Raw genomic sequence first — 19,249 nt, 5'->3', positions numbered from 1 at the left:
TCAGTCGTCGGATTGGAGTTCTGCGTTCGTCTGTGCGGTGCCCGCGGCCGTCTCGGGGTCGGTCTCCGCCGCGTCACGCCCTTTCACGTCCGCTGGATCGAAGTCGTTCGCCTCGGTGTTGGGTTCGAGGCCCGCCTGTTCGACGATCTCCAGGTCGTCGGCCGCGGACTGGCCCTCGGTCGTGAGGTAGTCGCCCGTGAGGATGCCGTCGGCGCCGGCCTCCAGGGCGGCCACCTGGCCGTCCGTGTCCAAGTTGACCTCGCGGCCGCCGGTCAGGCGGACGCGGGCCTCTGGATGGAGCAGTCGGTAGACAGCGATGGTCTTGACGACCTCCTCGGTCGTGATGTCGGGCAATCCGCGTTCTGCCAGCGGGGTTCCTTCCACCGGGTTGAGGATGTTGACCGGCAGCGACGAGACGCCGATGTCTTGTAGGGCGATGGCCGCCTCGACGCGGTCGGTCGGCGTCTCGCCCATGCCGAGGATGACGCCGGCACAGAGGTCCATGCCGGCCTCCTTCGCCACTTCCAGCGTGTGGACTCGGTCCTCGAAGGCGTGGGTGTCGACGATCTCCGGGAAGTACCGCGGCGAGGTCTCGATATTGTGATTGTAGTGGTTGAGCCCCTCCTCGGCCAGGATCGCGGCTTCCTCCTCGGTGAGGATCCCGAGGCTGGCGTCGACCTCCACGTCGGTCTCGTCCCGGACGAGGCGGATCGCTTCCAGCACTTCTTCCCACTCCTCGGGCCGCTGTTCCTTCGAGACGCCCTTCTCGGCGACGACGATGCCGAACCGCTGGGAGCCGTCGCGTTCGGCGCGTTTCGCGGCTTCGAGGATCTTCTCGGGCCCCAGGAAGCCGTAGTTGTCGATACCGGTGTCGAAGTGGACGGACTGCGCACAGAACCCACAGTCCTCCGCGCAGTTGCCCGCCTTCGCGTTCACGATCGAACACGCGTCGACGGTTCCGTCGCCCAACTGGGTACGGACGTAGTCCGCGCCCTCGGCGAGTGCCTCGACCGGTTGTGCGATGAGCGCCATCCCGTCCGTGCGGTCCAGTCGCTCGCCGTCGAGTACCCGAGCGACTGCGTCGTCGACCGTGCGGTTGCCCGTCTCGTAAACCACACCCAGTTTGTCAGTTGACGATCGGATAAAGATTCGGGTCGGTCCGATCGTCGTGCCCCGGGCGGCCCACAGGCCACCCACTCAGTACAGGTCGTCCAGTTCCGCGGAACTGCTCGCGTGTTCGTCGGCCGGGAACTCTCCCGATTCGACGGCGTCGACGTACGCGGAGACGGCGTCGGTCATCTCGCTTCGCACGTCGCCGAACTGCCGGGCGAAGGGCGGACTCCCGTCGGCCATCCCCACAACGTCGGTGAAGACGAGCACCTGGCCGTCACACTGCCCGCCGGCGCCGATACCGATGGTCGGGATGTCGAGCGCCTCGGTCACCTGCGCGGCGAGGTTCGCGGGGATGTGTTCCAGCACGAGCGCGAACGCGCCGGCGGCCTCGTGCTCGCGCGCGAGGTCGAGGATCGATTCGGCCTCCTCGCGGTCGTCGGCCTGCTGGGTGTAGCCCGTCTGGTTGACGCTCTGGGGCGTGAGCCCGAGGTGGGCCATCACCGGGATGCCGAGGTCGGCCAGCCGCTCGGTCAGTTCGACGGTGTGGGGACCGGATTCGAGCTTCACGGCGTTTGCGCCCTCCTCTTTGAGCATCCGTCCGCAGTTCTTGACGCTCTCGCCCTCGTCGGCGCCAAACGAGAGGAAGGGCATGTCGGCGACGACGAGCGCGTCGTCGGCCCCACGAGCGACGGCCCCGACCCGGGACGCCATCTCGTCGACCGTCACCGGGAGCGTGTTCTCGTGGCCCAGGACGGCGTTGCCCATGCTGTCGCCCACCAGCAACACGTCGACCCCGGTCTCGTCAGCGATCTCGGCGGTCGCGGCGTCGTAGGCCGTCAGCATCGTGATCGGTTCCTCGCCCGCCAGTTCCTGGAGGTCACGGACGGTGGTCATACCCGTGGGCGGGCGCGCCTGACGCTTACGTCTTCGGGTGTACTGCGCCGTCGAACCGGAAGGGGCTTGCCGGGGCCACACGAACGCCCGGTCGTGCCAGCAGTCGAACACACCGATCCGGACGGCGTCGACTTCGGGTGGGTGATGCAGGTGACGTTCGTCACGACCATCCTGATCGGCTCTCCGATCGTCGCCGTGGCGTCGATCCCGCTCACGCTGCCGACGTGGACAGCGCGGGCGCTGTTCGCCGTCAGAGTCGGTGCGGTAATCTGGTTCCTGACCGCGATCTGTGTCTACCTCTACGCGCGATATCGTCGCTGATCGAACGCCGCCGCCCACTCGAAGGCCGTGCCGGCCCGCCGGGCCGTCTCGGCGTCGCGTTCGGAGTCGCCGACGAAGACCGTCTCGGCCGGCGTCGCGTCCAGGTCGTCGATAACCCGGAGCAGGCCCTCGGGATCGGGCTTCGAGGACCCGACGGTGTCCCGGCCCACGACCGACTCGACGTGTGGGTCGATCTCGTGTACGTCCAGCGCGTCCCGGACGGCGCCCTCGGCGTTGAGCGAGCAGACGCCGACCGGAACGCCGTGTGGAAGCCCGTCCGCCAGCGGTAGCCTGTCGGACCGCTCGGCCCCGTCACGTTCGTACCGGGTGATCGTCTCCTCGACCGCGGCCCGGTGCCCGACCTCCGCGGACAGCTCGAGCATCGACCAGAGGTCCCCGGTCCCGGGGTCGACATCGCGTTCCCGGAGGACGGTCTCGACAGCCGTCGCGACGGCGTCCCAGTCGACAGCTAGCTGGACGAGTGTTCCGTCCAGATCGTAGACGACAGCGTCGTGTGTCACGCTACTCCGTTGCGCGCCGGCACGCAAAGAGACTTCGGGAACCGGTGTCGATCAGTTCGCTTCGACGAGTTCGACATCGAGAAACTGTTCGAGGGCGGCGATGACGGAGCCGCCGACGTTGGCCTGGGTCGCACGGCCCTGCTCGACGGCCAGCACGTCGGCCTCGTCGAGTCCGAGTTCCTCGGCGAGTTCTGCGGTCTGGAGCCCTTCGTCCTGGCGGGCGCTGACGACGAGTTCCCCGTACCCGCTGACGAGATACGGGAGTTGGTCGTCGTCGTAGTCAGCGCCGTCTTCCCAGTGGGAGGGGTCGGCTTGCTGTGCGTCGTGGGCGCGTGCGACGTTCTGTGCCGCGCGCTTGCGGCGGTCGCGGTCGTCGGGAGAGCTGTCGCCTGTCGAGGTCCGGTCGTTCTCGCCGTGGTCACGGGCGCAGTCGTCACAGACCTGCAACGTCGCGCCGGCGACACTCGCGGTCTGGAGGTCGCCGCCGTCTGCACCGCAGAGTTCGCAGCTCCCGCCGGCGTCGCTCCCAGTGTTGCCGGTCGAGTATTTGGCCATGAGGCTGGTAGCCGCTTCGTCGTATTTGAAACGTCCGATTCAAACGAATGGGACTCTCTCCCGCGGGCGACGACGAAACGAAAGTGCTTTTATTGGGCCGTCGGGTACGATTTAGTGCAGTAAGACAGCGAGCGTGGGTAGCCAAGCCAGGCCAACGGCGCAGCGTTGAGGGCGCTGTCCCGTAGGGGTCCGCCGGTTCGAATCCGGTCCCACGCATTTTTGTCACGAACGAACCCGTGAGTGACGAGATCGTCTGACCGGTTCGAACCCTGGAAGACGAGCGCAGCGAGTCTTCATCCGGTTCGAACCCGGTCCCGTGCAGGGTCTGTCGTGAGCCACGCAAGTCGACCGTCACCACGAGCGAGTGGTCAACAGCAGTGGCCGGCTGCTCACACGGCATCCAGTTCTCGGATGTGATAACAGCGCCAGTAGCTTTTTTACTGATGCTCTCTTTCTTTGTGATAGGCACCGTACTGGTGCCACCACCCCCCACCCACCCCCACCTTACTTTCGGAGTGTACTCCCGAAGAGCGGCCGCCTCGGCCGCTCACTCGACGAACTGTTCGGCGAGCGACGCCGCGGTATGCTTGATCCGTTCGGCGTCGACAGTCGTGTGTCCGTCGTCGTAGACGACACGGCCGTCGACCATCGTGAGCGTCACGTCGTCCCCGTGGGCGGCGTACACCAGATGCGAGAGCGTGTCGTGGACCGGCGTCGCTCGTGCGGCGTCCGTCGAGAGGCCGACCAGGTCGGCGCGCCAGCCCTCGCGGAGCGCGCCCAGTCGGTCGAACCCGGCCGCTCGGGCGCCGTTGACCGTCGCCATCTCGAAGGCCGTCCGGGCCGACAGCGCGGTCGCGTCGATGGTGTCGACCTTCTGGAGGAGGGCGGCCTGGCGGAGTTCTGTGAAGGGATCGAGCGTGTTGTTACACGGCGGGCCGTCGTTGCCCAGCGCGACAGTGATCCCGCGATCGAGGTAGTCGACCACCGGCGCGACGCCGCTGGCGAGTTTCATGTTCGAGGACGGGCAGTGCGTGACACAGGTCCCGGTCTCGGCCAGCAGTTCGCGCTCCTCGTCGTCGGTCCAGACGCAGTGAGCGAGCGTCACGTCCGGTCCCGTGAGCCCCACCTCGTCGAGCCAGGCGATGTTGCGCATCCCCCTCCGCTCCTCGACGGTGGCGATCTCGTCGCGGTTCTCGCTGGCGTGAGTGTGGATGCGGACGCCGTCGTAGCTGTCGGCTAACTCCCGGGCACCCCGAAGGCAGGCTTCTGAACAGGTGACGGCGAAGCGCGGCGTGACCGCGTAGCGGACCCGGTCGTCGAAGGCCCCGTGGTACTCGCGGATGAGCCGCTCCGATTCGGCGAGTCCCGTCTCCGTCGCTTCGACGAGTCCGTCCGGGCTGTCACGGTCCATGAGCACCTTGCCGAGCAGCCCGCGAATACCGATCTCGCCGGCGGCCTCGAATGCTTCCTCGGCGTGGTGGACCGAGAGGTGATCGACCACGGTCGTGACGCCGCTTTCGAGACACTCCAGGTAGCCAAGCAGCGCCGCGGTCCGGGTCGCTTCGGCGTCCATCGCGGCCTCCATCGGGAGGACGTGGTCGAACAGCCACTCCAGCAGTGGTTCGTCGTCGGCGATCCCGCGACCGAGGCTCTGGACGCTGTGGACGTGTGCGCCGACCAGCCCCGGGGCGACGATATCGACGGTCCGTCGTTCGTGGTCCGGGTACCGCTCCAGTGCCGCCTCGCGGTCCCCGACGAAGACGATCCGATCATCTTCCGTGACGACTGCGCCGTCGTCGACGACGGTGGTGCTGTCCGCGACGACTGTGCCAGCGACGAGCATTACTCACTCGGGTAGTCGCGCGCCGCCACCAAGAGTATCCGGGGGCTACGCAGTGGAGAAGGGATAAAAGAGCTGCCCGCGCGGCGAACCCGGTGAGTCAGTCTCGTGGGCCGGACGTTCGCGCCGCTCTCAGTACGACCGTTCTTTGGGCTCGTAGGTCTCCTCGTCGCCTTCGAGGACGACCGGTTTGTAGTACAGTTCCGGCTCGCCGTCGTTCCAGGCGAGCATGGTGTGTTTGATCCACTCGTCGTCTTTCCGCTCCTGGTGCTCGGCGCGCCAGTGGGCGCCACGGAACTCCTCGCGGGCCAGCGCGCCGATGGTGATGGCCTCGGCCACGTCGAGGATGTTGCGCGTCTCGATGGTGTGGATGAGGTCCGTGTTGTAGGTCCGGGAGGGGTCCGCGACGGCGACGTTCCCGTACTCCCGGCGCGCGTCCTTGATCTCTCGCAGGGCTTGCTTGAGACCGTCCTCCTCGCGGAAGACGTTGACGCGCTGGGTCATCGTCTCCTGTACGTCGGCGCGGACCTCGGCGTGGTTGATGCCGTCGGCTTCGAGTAGCTCCTCGACGCGCTGGCGCTCTTCCTCGACGGTGCCTTTGACGACGCCCTTGGGGGTCGCCGCCGCGCCACCGTCGGCGACAACGTCGTCGGACCCGGCGTCGACCGCGCCGGGGGCGACCGGCGGTTCGACCGCGCCGTCTTCGCTCTTCGCGGATGGACCGGTCTCGATCTCGGCGACTTTCATGTCCTTGCCGGCGGCGTGGTGGCCGGCGCGGGCGCCGAAGACGAGCAGTTCCGGCAGCGCGTTCCCGCCCAGACGGTTCGCTCCGTGGAGCGAGACACACGCCGTCTCACCCGCGGCGTACAGCCCTTCGATACAGGTCTCGCCGTTCTCGTCGGTCTCGACGCCGCCCATCGCGTAGTGCTGACCGGGCTTGACCGGCATCGGTTCGTCCAGCCCGTCGACGCCCTCGAAGTCCTCCGCGAGGTGGAGGATGTTCTCCAGGCGATCGAGGATGCGCTCCTCGCCCAGATGGCGCATGTCCAGATGGACGTACTCGTCTTCGATCCCGCGGCCCGCGTTGACCTCCGTGAGTTCCGCCCGCGAGACCACGTCACGCGAGGCGAGTTCGCCGTCGTTGTTCGCGTAGCCGTGTTCGAACATGAACCGCTCTTCGTCCTCGTTGTAGAGGATGCCGCCTTCGCCGCGGACACCCTCGGAGATGAGCACGCCCGTCGAGGGCAGCGTCGTCGGGTGGAACTGGATCATCTCCATGTCCTCCATCGGGACGCCGGCGCGGTAGGCCATCGCACAGCCGTCACCGGTGTTGGCGACGGCGTTGGTGGTGTGATCGAAGGCCTGGCCGAGCCCGCCGGTCGCCAGGATCACGCCGTTTTTCGCCCGGAAGCCGTGGATCTCGCCCGATTTGATGTCGTAGGCGACACAGCCGTGACAGGTCCGGTCCTCGGGGTCCTCGTGGTCGGTGACCGCGAGGTTCGTGACGTACCACTCGTCGTACACCTCGATGCCCCGCTTGACCGCCTGCTCGTACATCGTGTGCAGCAGGTGGTGGCCGGTCTCGGCACCGGCGTAGGTCGTCCGCGGGAACGACATCCCGCCGAAGGGGCGCTGGGAGACGCGGCCGTCGTCCTCGCGGGAGAAGGGCATCCCCCAGTGTTCGATCTGGATGACCTCTTCCGGGGCGTCCTTTGCGAAGGTGTCGATGGCCGGCGCGTCTCCGAGGTAGTCCGACCCCTTCATCGTGTCGTAGGCGTGCAGGTCCCAGGAGTCGCCCTCGCGGAGTGCCGCGTTGATGCCGCCCTCGGCCGCGCCGGTGTGGCTGCGGACCGGGTGGAGTTTCGTCACGAGGGCAACGTCGGCCCCCTCCTCGTGTGCTGCGATCGCCGCTCTGAGGCCGGCGCCGCCGGCGCCGACCACGATGACATCGTGTTCGTACATAGTATGGGAAATTGTGTCGTGGGCGTGCTTAGGACTACCAGAACTTGAGGTTGTTCTTCACTGCCTCGCGCTTGAGTTCCTGGATGTGCTCGGTCAGCGGGATGTCTTTCGGACACACCTCGGTACAGGAGAACTGGGTCTGGCACCGCCAGACGCCGTGTTCCTGCTCGATGATCCGCAGTCGTTCCTGTTTGCGGTCGGCGCCCTCGCGCTCGTCCATCGCGAACCGGTAGGCCTTGTTGATCGCCGCCGGGCCCAGATACTCGTTGTCCCCGGCCGCGATGTTACACGAGGACATGCAGGCGCCACACCAGATACACCGCGTGGACATCTTGACCTTCTCGCGGTTCTCGCGGCTCTGGCGCTGCTCTTCGAGTTCGTCGTCGGGCAACTCGTCGGCGTCGAAGTAGGGTTCGACGGCCTCCATCTGGTCGTAGAAGTGCTCCATGTCCACGACGAGGTCCTTGACGACCTCCTGGTGGGGAAGCGGCTCGATCCGGACCGGGGACTCCAGCTCGGCGATCTGGGTCTTACAGCCCAGGCGCTGGCGCCCGTTGACGAACAGTGCGTCCGAACCACAGACGGCCTGCCGACAGGAGTGTCGGAACGTCAGTGAGGAGTCGTACTGGTCGCGCGCGTAGATGAGCGCGTCCAGAATGGTCATCCCCTTGTGGAACGGGACGACGAAGTCGTCGAACCGGGGTTCCTGCTTGCCCTCCACTTCGGGGTCGTAGCGGAACACTTTCAGGGTGATCGTCTCCTCGTCGTCGAGGGTCGACTCCTCGCGTTCTGCCTGTTTCTGTTCGTCGAGGCGTTGCTGCTTCTGCGCTCGGCGCCGGTCACCGGGTGACTCGACGGCCGATTCGGCCTCTTGTTCGCTCTCTGACTCGGTCTCTTGTTGTTCGATCTGTGTGCTCATGGATTAGACGAGGTTTGTCATAGCGACTGCGACGCGGGTCCCCTGTGCGACGAGCAAGAGCCCCGAGACGACAAGCAGGTACTTGATCGCCGTCTTCTGGGTTCCCTGGATGCCCTGGTTGACGAGCGCGTTGTAGACGCCGTTGACGCCGTGGAACGTCGCGGTCACGAGGAACAGCCACATCGTCGCGAAGTAACCCACCTGACTCATCCGGACCTGCGTGCCGGCGAAGGTGATGTTCGCGGCGTGGTTGACGAAGTGCAACAGCATGAAGTGAAACGCCAGGACGCCGATCAGGAACACTGCGGTGAGTCGCTGGAGGAGCCAGCGACGGCCGCCGCGCTCGAACGAGGAGTAGTGTTCGGCCATTATGCGAGCGGCCCCCCGAGGAACGTCGGCACGCTGGCGACGACGATCGCGCCCGTCAGTACCAGCGAGAGATAGAAACTCTTGTCCTGTGCTTCGAGCCCGACGCCGAGGTCGACCATCAACAGGCGGATGCCGTTGAGGATGTGGAAGACGGCGACGGCGAGCAATCCGATCTCCAGGAAGCGGACGATCAGCAGGGCTTCGAGCCCCTGGAGTGTGCTCGTGTAGAGTTCGGCCCCTCCCAGGGAGGTGCTCAGCACGGCGATGTGGGTAAAGAGATACCCCACGAGCACCCAGCCGGTGAACTTGTGGAAGATCCAGGCCCACATGCCGGCCGTGAACTCCCGCCACCGTCCGAAGTCCTCGACGGTGCCGCGATTGTAAGACTGACTCATACACTGGGGGGTTAGTCCGGGGACAAATAGTAGTTACTACCCTGTACGCAGGTCGCCGGATGTCGCACCGAAGACGTTCGCCTACTGACGATATCGCCGAGAAACCCCGCGACCGTTCAGTCCAACAGGACCGTGACCGAGTCGTCGACCCGGAGCTCCGTGTCGGTCGCGACCACCTCGTGGCCGCCCACGGTAAACTCGACGACGATCGGCTCCCCGTCGTGGTCGAGCAGGGCGTCGAGAGCGTGTGGATCGATCGCCTCCGCGAGGACGAAATCGAGTTCGATCGGATCGACGCCCTCGATATCCGCGATCGTTTCGACGAGTCGGATCGACGGCGATGTCCCTTCGACCATCGTCGTCACTCGTCCTCGTCGGCGAGTTCCACGATCATCGCCTCCCAGTCCGAGGCGTCGTCGAGCGGGCGACACTCCCAGGCACCACAGACATCGACACCGTTTGCCGCTGCTGTCCGAAGCAACGCCGTCAGGGCGTCGTTGAACTCGCTGGCCGATGTCACCGCCGACCAATCTGGTTGGTCCTCAGACATGGATCGACAGCCGGGCTACGTACCCGACGATTCGATGGGGCGGGCATATCCATCTTGTGGCGGAGGTGTCAATTTCCACGGGTTACTGTGGAGCTACGGTTGAGGTGGTAATAGGCCTGCCGGTAACCATGGTCCACCATGCACGCGAGGTTGGTCTACCATGCATCCCTGTTATAACCGCGACGCGACGAGTATGTTGACACGCAGAATGACAGTTGTCGCCGACGTGAGTGTCCCCGTGGGTGCAGTGGCGCTGGGACGGGTGTTGGCTGCCGGGACCGGCCCACCGGTCGTTCTCGAACGGGTGGTTCCGATCGCCGAGACACAAGTGCCGCTCGTGTGGATCGAGCGTCGACACCGGTCCAGGGCGATCGAGACACTGGAAGCTCACTCGACGGTCGACGAGATCGTCGAGGTGTGTTCCGACGGCGACCGGTCACTGTACGCCATCGACTGGGAGCCGTCCGCGGACGGGCTGTTCGCCGCCGTCCGTGCCGCCGACGGGGAGTGTCTCGACGGCCGCCTCTCGGGGAGTGACTGGCTGTTCCACATCGCGTTTCCCGATCACGACGCCCTCACGGCGTTCGAGGACGCCAGCGAAGACGCATCCGTCGCCGTCGAGTTGCTGTGTGTCTACAACCCGACGAGGCCGGGGACGGGCGCACACTACGGACTCACGCCGCGCCAGCGTGAGACGCTCATCAAGGCCGTCACCGAGGGGTACTACGCGATCCCGCGGGAGTACTCGACGAAGGAACTGGGCGACTCGCTGGACATCTCCGACCAGGCAGTGACAGAACGGCTCCGGCGTGCGATCATCACGCTCGTCGAGAACACGCTGATCGCGTCCCGTGGGAGTGACACACAGCGGTTGTGGTCGTCGGAGTAACGGGTCGACGGGATCCTCAGGCCGTCTCGGCGTCCCGCTCGGACCGTTCGAGTGCCCGGCGGGTCCGCTCGTCCAGGCTCACGAGGTGACAGAGGGGGTTGCCGGGGTAGACGAGCGGATTCTCCAACACACCGACGAGCAATCCCGTAAACGGTGCCCTGACCTCGGTCGTCTCGGTCTTGAACGGATTGGTGATCGTACAGATCGTCTCCCCGTCGTGGACCAGCGCCCCCCGTTCGTGGTGCATATCCACGAGGCCACCGGCGTCGGCCCGGATCCAGGTCTTGTCGTCGGTGCCGTTCTCGATGACGGTCCGCCAGCCCGGCCACCGGACGACCTCGCTCTCTAGGAGGCCAAACTCCGCGAGCACCGACCGGACGCTGTCGAGCGCGCTGTCGATCAACGAACGCTGGAACCGGTGGGCCTCTCCCATCTCGATCGTGATCGAGGGGACGCCGGCGGCACTGGCCTCCCGGCGGAGCGATCCGGACGGCCCCTCCGAGGAGATGACGAGGTTGGACGCGAACGAATTGGCGACCCGCGCTACGTCCGGGTCGGTCATGTCGGCGCGCACGTGGAGCATGTTCGTCCGACCGCGCGTCGACGTGTGGAAGTCCAAGCCGAGATCACACGGCGCCAGGAAGTTCCGGAACACCTGATGGGCCATCCGCTTGGCGCTCGTCGAGTCGGGGTCGCCCGGGAACGATCGGTTGAGGTCCCGATCGTAGATCGGGAGGTATCGCTCCTGGGCGAGGAACGCGGGGACGTTCAACACCGGGAGACAGACCAGCGTCCCCGCCAGATCGGTGTGGTCCCACTCGTGGGCGACCTCCCGGACGACCTCGATCCCGTTGAGTTCGTCCCCGTGTGCCGCCGCCGAGAGGAAGACGGTCGGGCCGGGACGGTCGCCGTTGACGATCGTCACCGGGAGCCGAACCGGATCACCCATGTACGTCTCGCTGACGGTGTAGCGGACGTTCTGCGTCTCGCCGGGATCGACCCGGCCACCGTCGTACGTGAACGGGTCGGCTTCGTCCATGCCCATACGAGTGCGGGCGGCTGTATAAACGTGTCACGTCCGGACGTACCGTCATCGTCACGTCTTCGGGTCCACCCCCGACCGAACCATTTTTCGACGGGGGTGAGAAGGCTCCAGTATGAGCGAGGAAAATATCACACTGGGCGTACTGAGCCTCCATTCGAGCAAGGAGACGAAGGCGATTCTGAACGCGGCCGACGAGATGGGATACGGGACGGAGTGGCTGCGGGCGGAAAACACGACGATCGACGTGACCGACGGCGAGATGCGTCTCGATCCAGCCGTCGATGTCATCGCCAATCGACTGCTGCTCTCTAGTGACGAGGAACCGACCGAGGGGGTCGGCCTCGCGCTGACCCTCGCGAAGCAGGCACCGATGCTCAACGAACCCATCGCAGCGACGACGGCGCTTCACAAGTTCGCCAGCGCCGCGACGCTGGCCGAGGAGAACGTCCCGATCCCGGACGCCGTGATGGCGCTGTCGAACGACACGCTGAACAAGAAACGCCAGCAGTTCGGTCACCGAGCGGTGTACAAGACCGCCATCGGAACCCACGGCGGCGGGACCTGGATGGTCGAGTTGGACGACCCAGTGAACGCGAAGATCGGGAACCGCCACGCCTTCCTCCAGCAGTTCATCGATCACGACACCGACCGCCACCACGACCTCCGCGTGTACGTCGTCGGCGACGAGATCGTCGGCGCGATGAACCGCTACGCGCCGGACGGCGAGTGGCGAACGAACGTGGCGCTGGGCGGGGATGTCGAGGACATGACCGGCCAGCTCTCCGATGAAGTCCGCTCGATCGCCCGACGGTCCGCCGATGCCGTGGGACTCGACTACGCCGGGGTCGACATCGTCGAGGGCGACGACGGCTACTACGTCCTCGAAGTCAACCCGACCGCCGGTTTCCGGGGGCTGTTCAAAGCGACCGGGATCAGTCCGGCACCCTACATCGCGAAACTGGCGATCGAGCGTGCCGGCGGGAGCGTCCCGGACAGCGAGGTCGAGCGGCTCCAGGGGACGCTGGACGACTCCCGGCCGGCCTGTATGCCCCGCGAGACCACCGAGCGGAGTTCCGAGACCATCGTCGTCGGCTACATCGAAGAGGTCGTCGTCACCGGGACGAGAGGGGCAAAGACCATCCTGGCGAAGTCAGACACCGGCGCGACCCGGACCAGCATCGACACGCGGCTGGCGGCCGAGATCGGGACCGGCCCGATCCTCGACATCGTCAACATCAAATCCGGCAGCGTCAAGGGCGGGCGCTCGCGGCCGGTCGTCGACCTCGTGGTCGGGATCGGCGGGACACAACACACGGTCACCGCAAGCGTCGAGGACCGATCGCACATGGACTACCCGCTGTTGCTGGGCCGGGACATCCTCAAACACTACCAGGTCGACGTGACCCGCCGGGCCGACGACGAACCGGACCTCGACATCGAAGAGGAAGAGGAAGACGCCGAGGAGTGATCACTCGTCGGTGACCTCGGCGACGCTGTCGGCGATATCCTCCTCGACACGCCAGAGGTAGAGACTCGCGTAGCTCCGGTAGGGGGCCCACCGCTCGGCGAACGCTGTCATCTCAGACCGAGTGTAGCCGTCGCCGACGACGCGTTCGAACCCCTTTCTGATCCCGAGGTCACCGACCGGGAAGACATCGGGCCGGCCAAAGGAAAACAGGAGTTGCATCTCGGCAGTCCACTCGCCGACGCCGGTGATGGCCGTCAGCTCCTCGCGGATCGCCTCGTCGGACATGTCGGCGAAGTAATCCCGCGAGTAGCCCTCCTCGGCGAACGCGTCGGCGACGGCGTTGACGTACCGGGTCTTCTGGCGGGAGAGACCGGCGTCTTTCAGCGTCTGGTCGGCCGCGGCCTGGACGCCTGCGGGCGTCACCTCGATGGCCGCGAACAGCCGTTCCCTGGTCGCCGCCGCCGACGCCATCGACACCTGCTGGCGCAGGATCGAGGTCACCAGCCGCTCGAAGAGGTTCTCCGCCGGGTCGAGCGTGAGAGCCCCGTGTCGCTCGACCAGCGGCCCGAGGTACTCGTCCGACCGCAACTGCTCGTGAGGGTCGTCGCTCATCGAGCGCCTGTAGTTGCCCGGAACGGATGAACCTGACTGCCAGCAGTCGGCCGTTTGTGGCGACTCGCCGGTGGGCCGGTCGGCGTCGTCGACGGGTTTCGCCGGGTTCCCGGCGACGGTCGTCCCCGGTGGAACGTCCTCGACGACGACCGAACCGGCGCCGACCGTCGCGCCGTCGCCGACCGTGATCGGTCCCAGCAGCGTCGCGTCCGCGCCGACGGTTACGTCGTCGCCCAGCGTCGGGTGGCGCTTCTCGCGGCGCATCGACGCCCCACCGAGCGTGACACCGTGGTACAGCAACACGTCGTCGCCGATCTCGGCCGTCTCACCGACGACCGTCCCCATCCCGTGATCGATGAACAGTCGGTCGCCGATCTCTGCGGCGGGGTGGATCTCGACGCCGGTGAGCAGTCGGGTCACGTGCGAGAGCAGCCGTGCGGCGAGGTGAAACTCCCGCTCGGAGAGGGCGTGTGCGATCCGGAACAGCCAGACCGCGTGGAGGCCCGGATACGTGAGGACGACCTCGATGGCGTTCCTGGCGGCGGGGTCTTTGGCGAGTGCGGTGCGAACGTCGTCGCGGAGTGTGTCGAGCATAGTGTGGCGTGTGTCGGTTCGGGTGTCGACTCGATCGGGTGCCGGTCCGGGGAGAAGCAGCGAACGGCGGGCGCTACCGGCAACAGCGACACGCCACGTGACGGCGGGCGAGTGATGCGACGGGCGAACCCTCGGCCGACGGGAGCATGGCACCCATCATAGCCGCCACTAACAGCGACGCCCGGTTAAAAGGCGTGGTCGGAGCGGAATGAACTCCGCCGGAGTTCCAGGACGAGAGAAACGTTGAAACGTGGGCCGACAGTGTGAGTACACGTCATGGATTTCGAGGACATCGAGACGATCGCGGTACTGGGAGCCGGCAATATGGGCCACGGGATCACCGAAGTCGCGGCGCTGGCCGGCTACGACGTGCGGATGCGCGACATCAAAGACGAGTTCGTCCAGAACGGCTACGACAACATCGAGTGGTCGTTGAACAAACTCGCCGAGAAAGACCAGATCTCCGCGGACGAGGCCGACGCGACGCTCGATCGGATCACACCGCTGGTCGATGTCGAGGACGCGGTTGGTGACGCCGACGTGGTCATCGAGGCCGTCCCCGAGAAGATGGAGGTCAAGGAAGAGGTGTACGACGAGGTCGAGAAGTACGCTCCCGACGAGGCCATCTTCGCGACGAACACCTCCAGCCTCTCGATCACCAAGCTCTCGGAAGTGACCGACCGACCGGGACAGTTCTGCGGGATGCACTTTTTCAACCCGCCGATCCGGATGGACCTCGTCGAGGTCATCTCGGGCGAACACACAGCCCCGGAGACGCTCGACCTGATCGAGGAGCTCGCGGAAGACTTCGGGAAGACGCCCGTCCGGGTCCGCAAGGACGTGCCCGGGTTCATCGTGAACCGGATCCTCGTGCCGCTGATGAACGAGGCCGCGTGGCTCGTCGAGGACGGCGTCGCGACCATCGAGGAGGTCGACGCCACGACCAAGTTCGACATCGGCCTCCCGATGGGGAGCTTCGAACTCTCGGACTACGTCGGCATCGATGTCGGCTACCACGTCCTCGACTACATGCACGAGGTCGCGGGTGACCGCTACGAGCCGTGCCCGATGATGGTCGAGAAGGTCGAGAACGAGGAGTTCGGCAAGAAGTCCGGGAAGGGCTTCTACGACTACGAGGACGGCGAGGGCGCCGATGTCCCGATGGACGACGATCTGTTCAGCGAGGCCGTCAAAGAGCGTCTGCTGGCGGTGCTAGCAAACGAGGTCGCGTATCTCGTCGGTGACGACGTGGCCTCCCCCGAAGAGATCGATACCGCTGTCAAACTCGGCGGGCGCTGGCCGAAGGGGCCGGCGAAGTTCGCCGACGAGTACGGCGTCGCGAAGCTCGCCGACGCACTCGAATCCGCCTACGAGGAGTCCGGGCATCCGCGGTACGAACCGTTCGATCACCTCTCGACGGTCGTCGAGGAAGGCGGGTTCTACGACGGTGAGGGCGACGAAGGGACGCCCACGTTCGACACGATCGAGGTCACCTACCCCGGCGAGAAGGTCGCACAGATCGAGCTGTCTCGTCCCCAGCAGATGAACTCCATCAGCCTGGAGCTCATCGACGAACTCGACGCGGCGATCGACCTCCTGGAAGGCGACGACGACGTGCGTGCGGTCCTGCTCCGGGGTGCCGGATCGAAGGCCTTCTCCGCAGGCGCGGACTTCATGAGCATCGCCGGCGGCGGCGCCGACCCGTTCGGCGCGGTCGAACTCTCGAAACGCGGGCAGTCGACGTTCGGTCGCCTCGAAGAGATCGAGATGCCGGTCGTCGCCGCCATCGACGGCTACTGTCTCGGCGGCGGCATGGAACTGGCGACCTGTGCGGACATCCGCGTCGCGACGAGCCGCTCGGAGTTCGGACAGCCCGAGTTCGATCTTGGCCTCCTCCCGGGCTGGGGCGGCACCCAGCGCCTCCAGCGCATCGTCGGCATGGGCCGGGCGAAAGAGATCATCTTCACCGCCGACCACTTCGAAGCCGAGGAGATGGCGGACTACGGGTTCGTCAACGAAGTGTACGAGCCCGACGGGTTCGAGGCGGCCGCACTCGAGTACACCGAGAAGCTCGCACGCGGCCCGCCACTCGCACAGCGGTTCACGAAGCGCGCGATGCACAAAGGCTGGGACAACCACGAGGCCGGCCTCGAAGTCGAGTCGATGGGCTTTGGCCACGTCGTGAACTCGGAGGATGTCCACGAGGGGATCAACGCGTTCTTCGGCGACGAGGACCCCGAGTTCGAGGGCAAGTAGGCCGACTCGACTCCCGGAGCCGCTACCGGTTATTTATAACCGTTACTTCCTAATGTCCCCACATGTGGGTTGCCACGTGACCGACGCGTCGGTGTTGTACGTCGGGCGCGACCGCGAGCGGGCCGGGACACTGCCCGGAGAAGTGACGACTGCAGCGACGCTCGCCGACGCGGTGTCGGCTCTCGACGGTGTCGACTGTGTCGTCAGCGAGTACGACATCGGGGACGACGACGGGCTGGAGCTGTTCGAGGCCGTTCGAGAGCGCCGCCCGACGGTCGCGTTCGTTCTCACCCCGGAGACGGGTGACAGCGAACTCGCCAGTCGTGCCGTCGACGCCGGCGTCACGGCGTTTCTCCCGCGGGACCTGCCCGAGTACGACCGACGGCTCCGGGAGCGGGTCAGTGATCTGCTGTCCGACGAGGCGAGCGAGACCGGGCAACTCTTCGCGAAGATCGTCGACGGCGTCGGTGTCGGCGTCGCGCTGTACGCCGCCGACGGGCAGTTTCGCTACGTCAACCCGACCTACGCCGACTTGCTCGATCAGTCACCGCAGTCTCTCCTGGACACGCCCGTTTGGGAGGTCAATCCCACCGTCGACCCCGACCGATTCGAACGGTACTGGGCGTCGTTCGCGGTCGGCGAGACACGGCGTGCGGAGGCGACACATCGTCGATCGGACGGGACGGAGTTGCCGGTCGAGACACACACCACAGCGATCACTGTCGGCGACCGGCAGTACCACGTCGGGACGATCACGGACATCAGCGACCGGGTTGCCGACCGTGACGCGCTCGAACGGCAAAACGAACGGCTCGAACAGTTCGCCAGCGCGATCAGCCACGACCTGCGAAACCCGCTCGACGTGGCGATGGGGCGGACGACCGTCCTCACCGAGGAGTGTGACAGCGAGCATCTGGAAGCGATCGCGGGCGCGCTGGACCGGATGGACGAACTCATCACCGACGTGCTCACGCTCGCACGCGAAGGCAAACAGATCCAGAACGGAGAGCGTGTCTCGCTCGACCGGATCGCAGAGAGCGCCTGGGGGACCGTGGGAACGGCGGACGCGACGCTGTCGGTCGGGACGCTGGGCGATATCGAGGCCGACCCGAGCCGGCTCCAGCGGCTGTTCGAGAACCTGTTTCGCAACAGTCTCGAACACGGCCGCGTCGACGACGCCGAAATAACGATCACCGTCGATCGCTTCGACCCGGAGGGGTCGGCGGGCGGGTTCTTCGTCGCCGACGACGGCGTCGGGTTCGAGGACACCGACGCGAACGCGGTGTTCGACCAGGGATTTACGACGAGCGAGACGGGGACCGGCTTCGGGCTCGCGATCGTAGAGAGCGTCGCCGAAGCCCACGGGTGGACGGTTCGGGCACGTCCGAGCGAGACGGGTGGTGCCCGCATCGACGTGCTCGGTGTCGAGTGGTGCTGATCGCCGACGATCGGCGGCCCGTCCCGGAGTGAGACGGCGCCACAGGGAGCCGGCGTTTCGATGGGATTAAAACGGAGCACCCGATACAGTAGGATGCGCTCGGTTGGTGTAGTCCGGCCAATCATCTTGGCCTTTCGGCTCACGGAGTCACCCTCCGCGAGGAAGACAGCCGAGGACAGGGGTTCAAATCCCCTACCGAGCACATTCTCACGAGGCGTCGACCGCCGACCGACAGGTCCGGTCCAGGCCGCCGACTCACGCCAGACGGGTCGTCAGGGAGCGACAGCTATTTTCGATGACCGGGCGAGTCGCCCCGTATGCAAGCAGTGATTCTGGCAGCCGGCGAAGGGACCCGGATGCGGCCGCTGACGGCCAACACGCCGAAGCCGATGCTCCCGGTCGCCGACCGCCCGCTCGTGGCACACACGGCGGATACGGCGATCGCCGCCGGCGCCGACGAACTGATCTTCGTCGTCGGGTACGAGGCCGACGACGTGCGCTCGTACTTCGGGGACAGCTACGGCGGTGTGCCGGTGTCGTTCGCCGTCCAGACGGAGCAACTCGGGACGGCCGACGCGGTCGACGCGGCCAGCGAGTACATCGACGGCCCCTTCGCCGTCCTCAACGGCGACAACCTCTACGACGAGGCGAGCCTGACCGCGCTGTTCGACGCGGCGCCGTCCGTGGCGGCCTACCGGGTCGACGATCCGAGCAACTACGGCGTCCTCTCGACCGAGGGCGACACCGTCACCGACATCGTCGAAAAGCCCGCCGATCCGCCGACGGACCTGGCGAACGCCGGCGCGTACGTGTTCCCGGCCGAAGCGAGGGAGTGGCTAGAGGTACCACTCAGCGACCGTGACGAGCGCGAGATCACCGACGTGCTCGCGAGGGTCATCGCGGAACAGACCGTCACCGCCGTGGAGGTCGACCGCTGGCTCGACGTTGGCCGCCCCTGGGAACTGCTGGCGGCGAACGAGTGGAAACTGGCCGCGATGGACCGCCGGATCGACGGCGACGTTCGCGGTGACGCCGACCTCCGGGGGACCGTCGTCGTCGAGGAGGGCGCCGTCGTCGAACCCGGCGTCGTGATCGAGGGGCCGGCACTGCTCCGCTCGGGCGCGACGGTCGGTCCCAATGCCTACGTTCGCGGTGCGACGTTGCTCTCCGAGAACGCTCATATCGGCCACGGCGTCGAGATCAAGAACTCGGTCGTCGGTCGGGATTCGAACGTCCCGCACGTCTCCTACGTGGGTGACAGCGTCCTCGGCACCGATGTCAACTTCGGCGCCAGCACGCAGGTGGCGAACCTCCGCCACGACGGGGCCGACGTGCGGATGACGGTGAAAGGAGAACGAGTGTCGACCGGGCGACGGAAGTTCGGTGTCGTCGCCGGCGACGGAGTCAAGACGGCGATCAACACGAGCCTCAACGCCGGCGTCGTGCTCTCGACCGGGGCGACGACGACGCCGGGCGAGAGTGTTACCAGAGATCGCTGACCCGGCACC

The 19,249-nt window shown here is 66.3% G+C and carries 19 protein-coding genes, 2 tRNA genes and 1 pseudogene; 8 read left to right on the top strand and 14 right to left on the bottom strand.

All coding sequences use genetic code 11. The features are described from left to right. Entirely contained in the window at positions 1–1,116 is a 1,116-nt protein-coding gene (gene bioB, locus P1L40_RS17575) for a biotin synthase BioB (RefSeq protein ID WP_284008950.1), read from the bottom strand. Positions 1,117–1,197: 81 nt separating this feature from the next. Further along, positions 1,198–2,007 (bottom strand): 3-methyl-2-oxobutanoate hydroxymethyltransferase, encoded by an 810-nt coding sequence (gene panB / locus P1L40_RS17570; RefSeq protein ID WP_284008949.1) that lies wholly within the window; start codon positions 2,005–2,007, stop codon positions 1,198–1,200. 93 nt (positions 2,008–2,100) lie between these two features. On the opposite strand from panB, the gene P1L40_RS17565 reads away from it, so the two are divergent. Beyond that, on the top strand, positions 2,101–2,328 hold the full coding sequence (locus P1L40_RS17565; RefSeq protein ID WP_284008947.1) for a DUF5822 domain-containing protein: 228 nt from the start codon (positions 2,101–2,103) through the stop codon (positions 2,326–2,328). Here P1L40_RS17565 and P1L40_RS17560 read toward each other — a convergent pair. Both P1L40_RS17560 and P1L40_RS17555 read right to left on the bottom strand, forming a co-directional pair. Beyond that, the gene (locus tag P1L40_RS17560) at positions 2,307–2,849 is read right to left on the bottom strand and encodes an HAD family hydrolase (RefSeq protein WP_284008946.1); all 543 of its coding nucleotides are present in this window, start codon (positions 2,847–2,849) and stop codon (positions 2,307–2,309) included. The genes P1L40_RS17565 and P1L40_RS17560 overlap by 22 nt on opposite strands. A 51-nt stretch (positions 2,850–2,900) precedes the next feature. Further along, positions 2,901–3,404 (bottom strand): helix-turn-helix domain-containing protein, encoded by a 504-nt coding sequence (locus P1L40_RS17555; protein WP_284008945.1) that lies wholly within the window; start codon positions 3,402–3,404, stop codon positions 2,901–2,903. 131 nt (positions 3,405–3,535) lie between these two features. Here P1L40_RS17555 and P1L40_RS17550 point away from each other — a divergent pair. Further along, positions 3,536–3,620 (top strand) — tRNA-Leu (locus P1L40_RS17550). A 331-nt stretch (positions 3,621–3,951) separates the two neighbouring features. On the opposite strand, the gene P1L40_RS17545 is transcribed toward P1L40_RS17550, so the two are convergent. The 7 genes from P1L40_RS17545 to P1L40_RS17515 form a co-directional block, all read right to left on the bottom strand. Beyond that, complete coding sequence (locus tag P1L40_RS17545; RefSeq protein ID WP_284008944.1) at positions 3,952–5,247, bottom strand: 5'-deoxyadenosine deaminase; 1,296 nt, start codon at positions 5,245–5,247, stop codon at positions 3,952–3,954. A gap of 129 nt (positions 5,248–5,376) precedes the next feature. After that, the gene (locus tag P1L40_RS17540) at positions 5,377–7,206 is read right to left on the bottom strand and encodes an FAD-binding protein (RefSeq protein WP_284008942.1); all 1,830 of its coding nucleotides are present in this window, start codon (positions 7,204–7,206) and stop codon (positions 5,377–5,379) included. A 34-nt stretch (positions 7,207–7,240) separates the two neighbouring features. Further along, on the bottom strand, positions 7,241–8,125 hold the full coding sequence (locus P1L40_RS17535; RefSeq protein WP_284008940.1) for a succinate dehydrogenase/fumarate reductase iron-sulfur subunit: 885 nt from the start codon (positions 8,123–8,125) through the stop codon (positions 7,241–7,243). 3 nt (positions 8,126–8,128) lie between these two features. Further along, the gene (locus P1L40_RS17530; RefSeq protein ID WP_284008938.1) at positions 8,129–8,494 is read right to left on the bottom strand and encodes a succinate dehydrogenase hydrophobic membrane anchor subunit; all 366 of its coding nucleotides are present in this window, start codon (positions 8,492–8,494) and stop codon (positions 8,129–8,131) included. Next, positions 8,494–8,889, bottom strand: coding sequence for a succinate dehydrogenase, cytochrome b556 subunit (gene sdhC, locus P1L40_RS17525; RefSeq protein WP_284008937.1), 396 nt, complete (start codon positions 8,887–8,889; stop codon positions 8,494–8,496). The genes P1L40_RS17530 and sdhC overlap by 1 nt, the downstream gene beginning before the upstream one ends. A 116-nt stretch (positions 8,890–9,005) precedes the next feature. Next, positions 9,006–9,245 (bottom strand): HalOD1 output domain-containing protein, encoded by a 240-nt coding sequence (locus tag P1L40_RS17520; protein WP_284008931.1) that lies wholly within the window; start codon positions 9,243–9,245, stop codon positions 9,006–9,008. A gap of 5 nt (positions 9,246–9,250) precedes the next feature. Continuing rightward, entirely contained in the window at positions 9,251–9,439 is a 189-nt protein-coding gene (locus P1L40_RS17515; protein ID WP_284008930.1) for a hypothetical protein, read from the bottom strand. A 208-nt stretch (positions 9,440–9,647) separates the two neighbouring features. Here P1L40_RS17515 and P1L40_RS17510 point away from each other — a divergent pair, with 208 nt between their 5' ends. Continuing rightward, positions 9,648–10,328 carry a helix-turn-helix domain-containing protein gene (locus P1L40_RS17510; RefSeq protein WP_284008929.1) on the top strand — a complete coding sequence of 227 codons (681 nt, stop codon included), beginning with the start codon at positions 9,648–9,650 and terminating at the stop codon, positions 10,326–10,328. 16 nt (positions 10,329–10,344) lie between these two features. Here P1L40_RS17510 and P1L40_RS17505 read toward each other — a convergent pair whose 3' ends face one another. After that, positions 10,345–11,367 carry a succinylglutamate desuccinylase/aspartoacylase family protein gene (locus tag P1L40_RS17505; RefSeq protein WP_284008928.1) on the bottom strand — a complete coding sequence of 341 codons (1,023 nt, stop codon included), beginning with the start codon at positions 11,365–11,367 and terminating at the stop codon, positions 10,345–10,347. Between the two features lie 118 nt (positions 11,368–11,485). Between P1L40_RS17505 and P1L40_RS17500 the strand changes: the two genes are divergently transcribed. Continuing rightward, entirely contained in the window at positions 11,486–12,841 is a 1,356-nt protein-coding gene (locus P1L40_RS17500) for a RimK family alpha-L-glutamate ligase (protein WP_284008926.1), read from the top strand. Here P1L40_RS17500 and P1L40_RS17495 read toward each other — a convergent pair whose 3' ends face one another. Together P1L40_RS17495 and cysE are read right to left on the bottom strand one after the other, a co-directional pair. After that, a complete protein-coding gene (locus P1L40_RS17495; RefSeq protein ID WP_284011086.1) occupies positions 12,842–13,453 on the bottom strand; it encodes a DNA-3-methyladenine glycosylase family protein in 612 nt (203 codons plus the stop codon). A gap of 81 nt (positions 13,454–13,534) precedes the next feature. Next, positions 13,535–14,047: pseudogene (gene cysE / locus P1L40_RS17490) on the bottom strand (serine O-acetyltransferase); the annotation flags it as partial. Positions 14,048–14,323: 276 nt separating this feature from the next. On the opposite strand from cysE, the gene P1L40_RS17485 reads away from it, so the two are divergent. The 4 genes from P1L40_RS17485 to glmU all read left to right on the top strand — a co-directional run bounded on the left by P1L40_RS17485 (position 14,324) and on the right by glmU (position 19,240). Then, positions 14,324–16,303: a 3-hydroxyacyl-CoA dehydrogenase/enoyl-CoA hydratase family protein gene (locus P1L40_RS17485; protein WP_284008925.1), complete on the top strand. Its 1,980-nt coding sequence runs from the start codon at positions 14,324–14,326 to the stop codon at positions 16,301–16,303. Between the two features lie 76 nt (positions 16,304–16,379). Next, positions 16,380–17,741, top strand: a complete 1,362-nt coding sequence (locus P1L40_RS17480) for a sensor histidine kinase (RefSeq protein WP_284008923.1) — start codon at positions 16,380–16,382, stop codon at positions 17,739–17,741. Between the two features lie 97 nt (positions 17,742–17,838). Next, positions 17,839–17,943 (top strand) — tRNA-Glu (locus P1L40_RS17475). Between the two features lie 115 nt (positions 17,944–18,058). Next, positions 18,059–19,240 (top strand): bifunctional sugar-1-phosphate nucleotidylyltransferase/acetyltransferase, encoded by a 1,182-nt coding sequence (glmU, locus tag P1L40_RS17470; protein WP_284008922.1) that lies wholly within the window; start codon positions 18,059–18,061, stop codon positions 19,238–19,240. The last annotated feature ends 9 nt before the right edge of the window (positions 19,241–19,249 follow it).

It is taken from the genome of Haloarcula pelagica, assembly GCF_030127105.1.
Taxonomy (GTDB): domain Archaea; phylum Halobacteriota; class Halobacteria; order Halobacteriales; family Haloarculaceae; genus Haloarcula; species Haloarcula pelagica.
The sequence above is the reverse complement of the archived record's forward strand: the minus strand, read 5'-3'. Positions and strand labels throughout refer to the sequence as shown.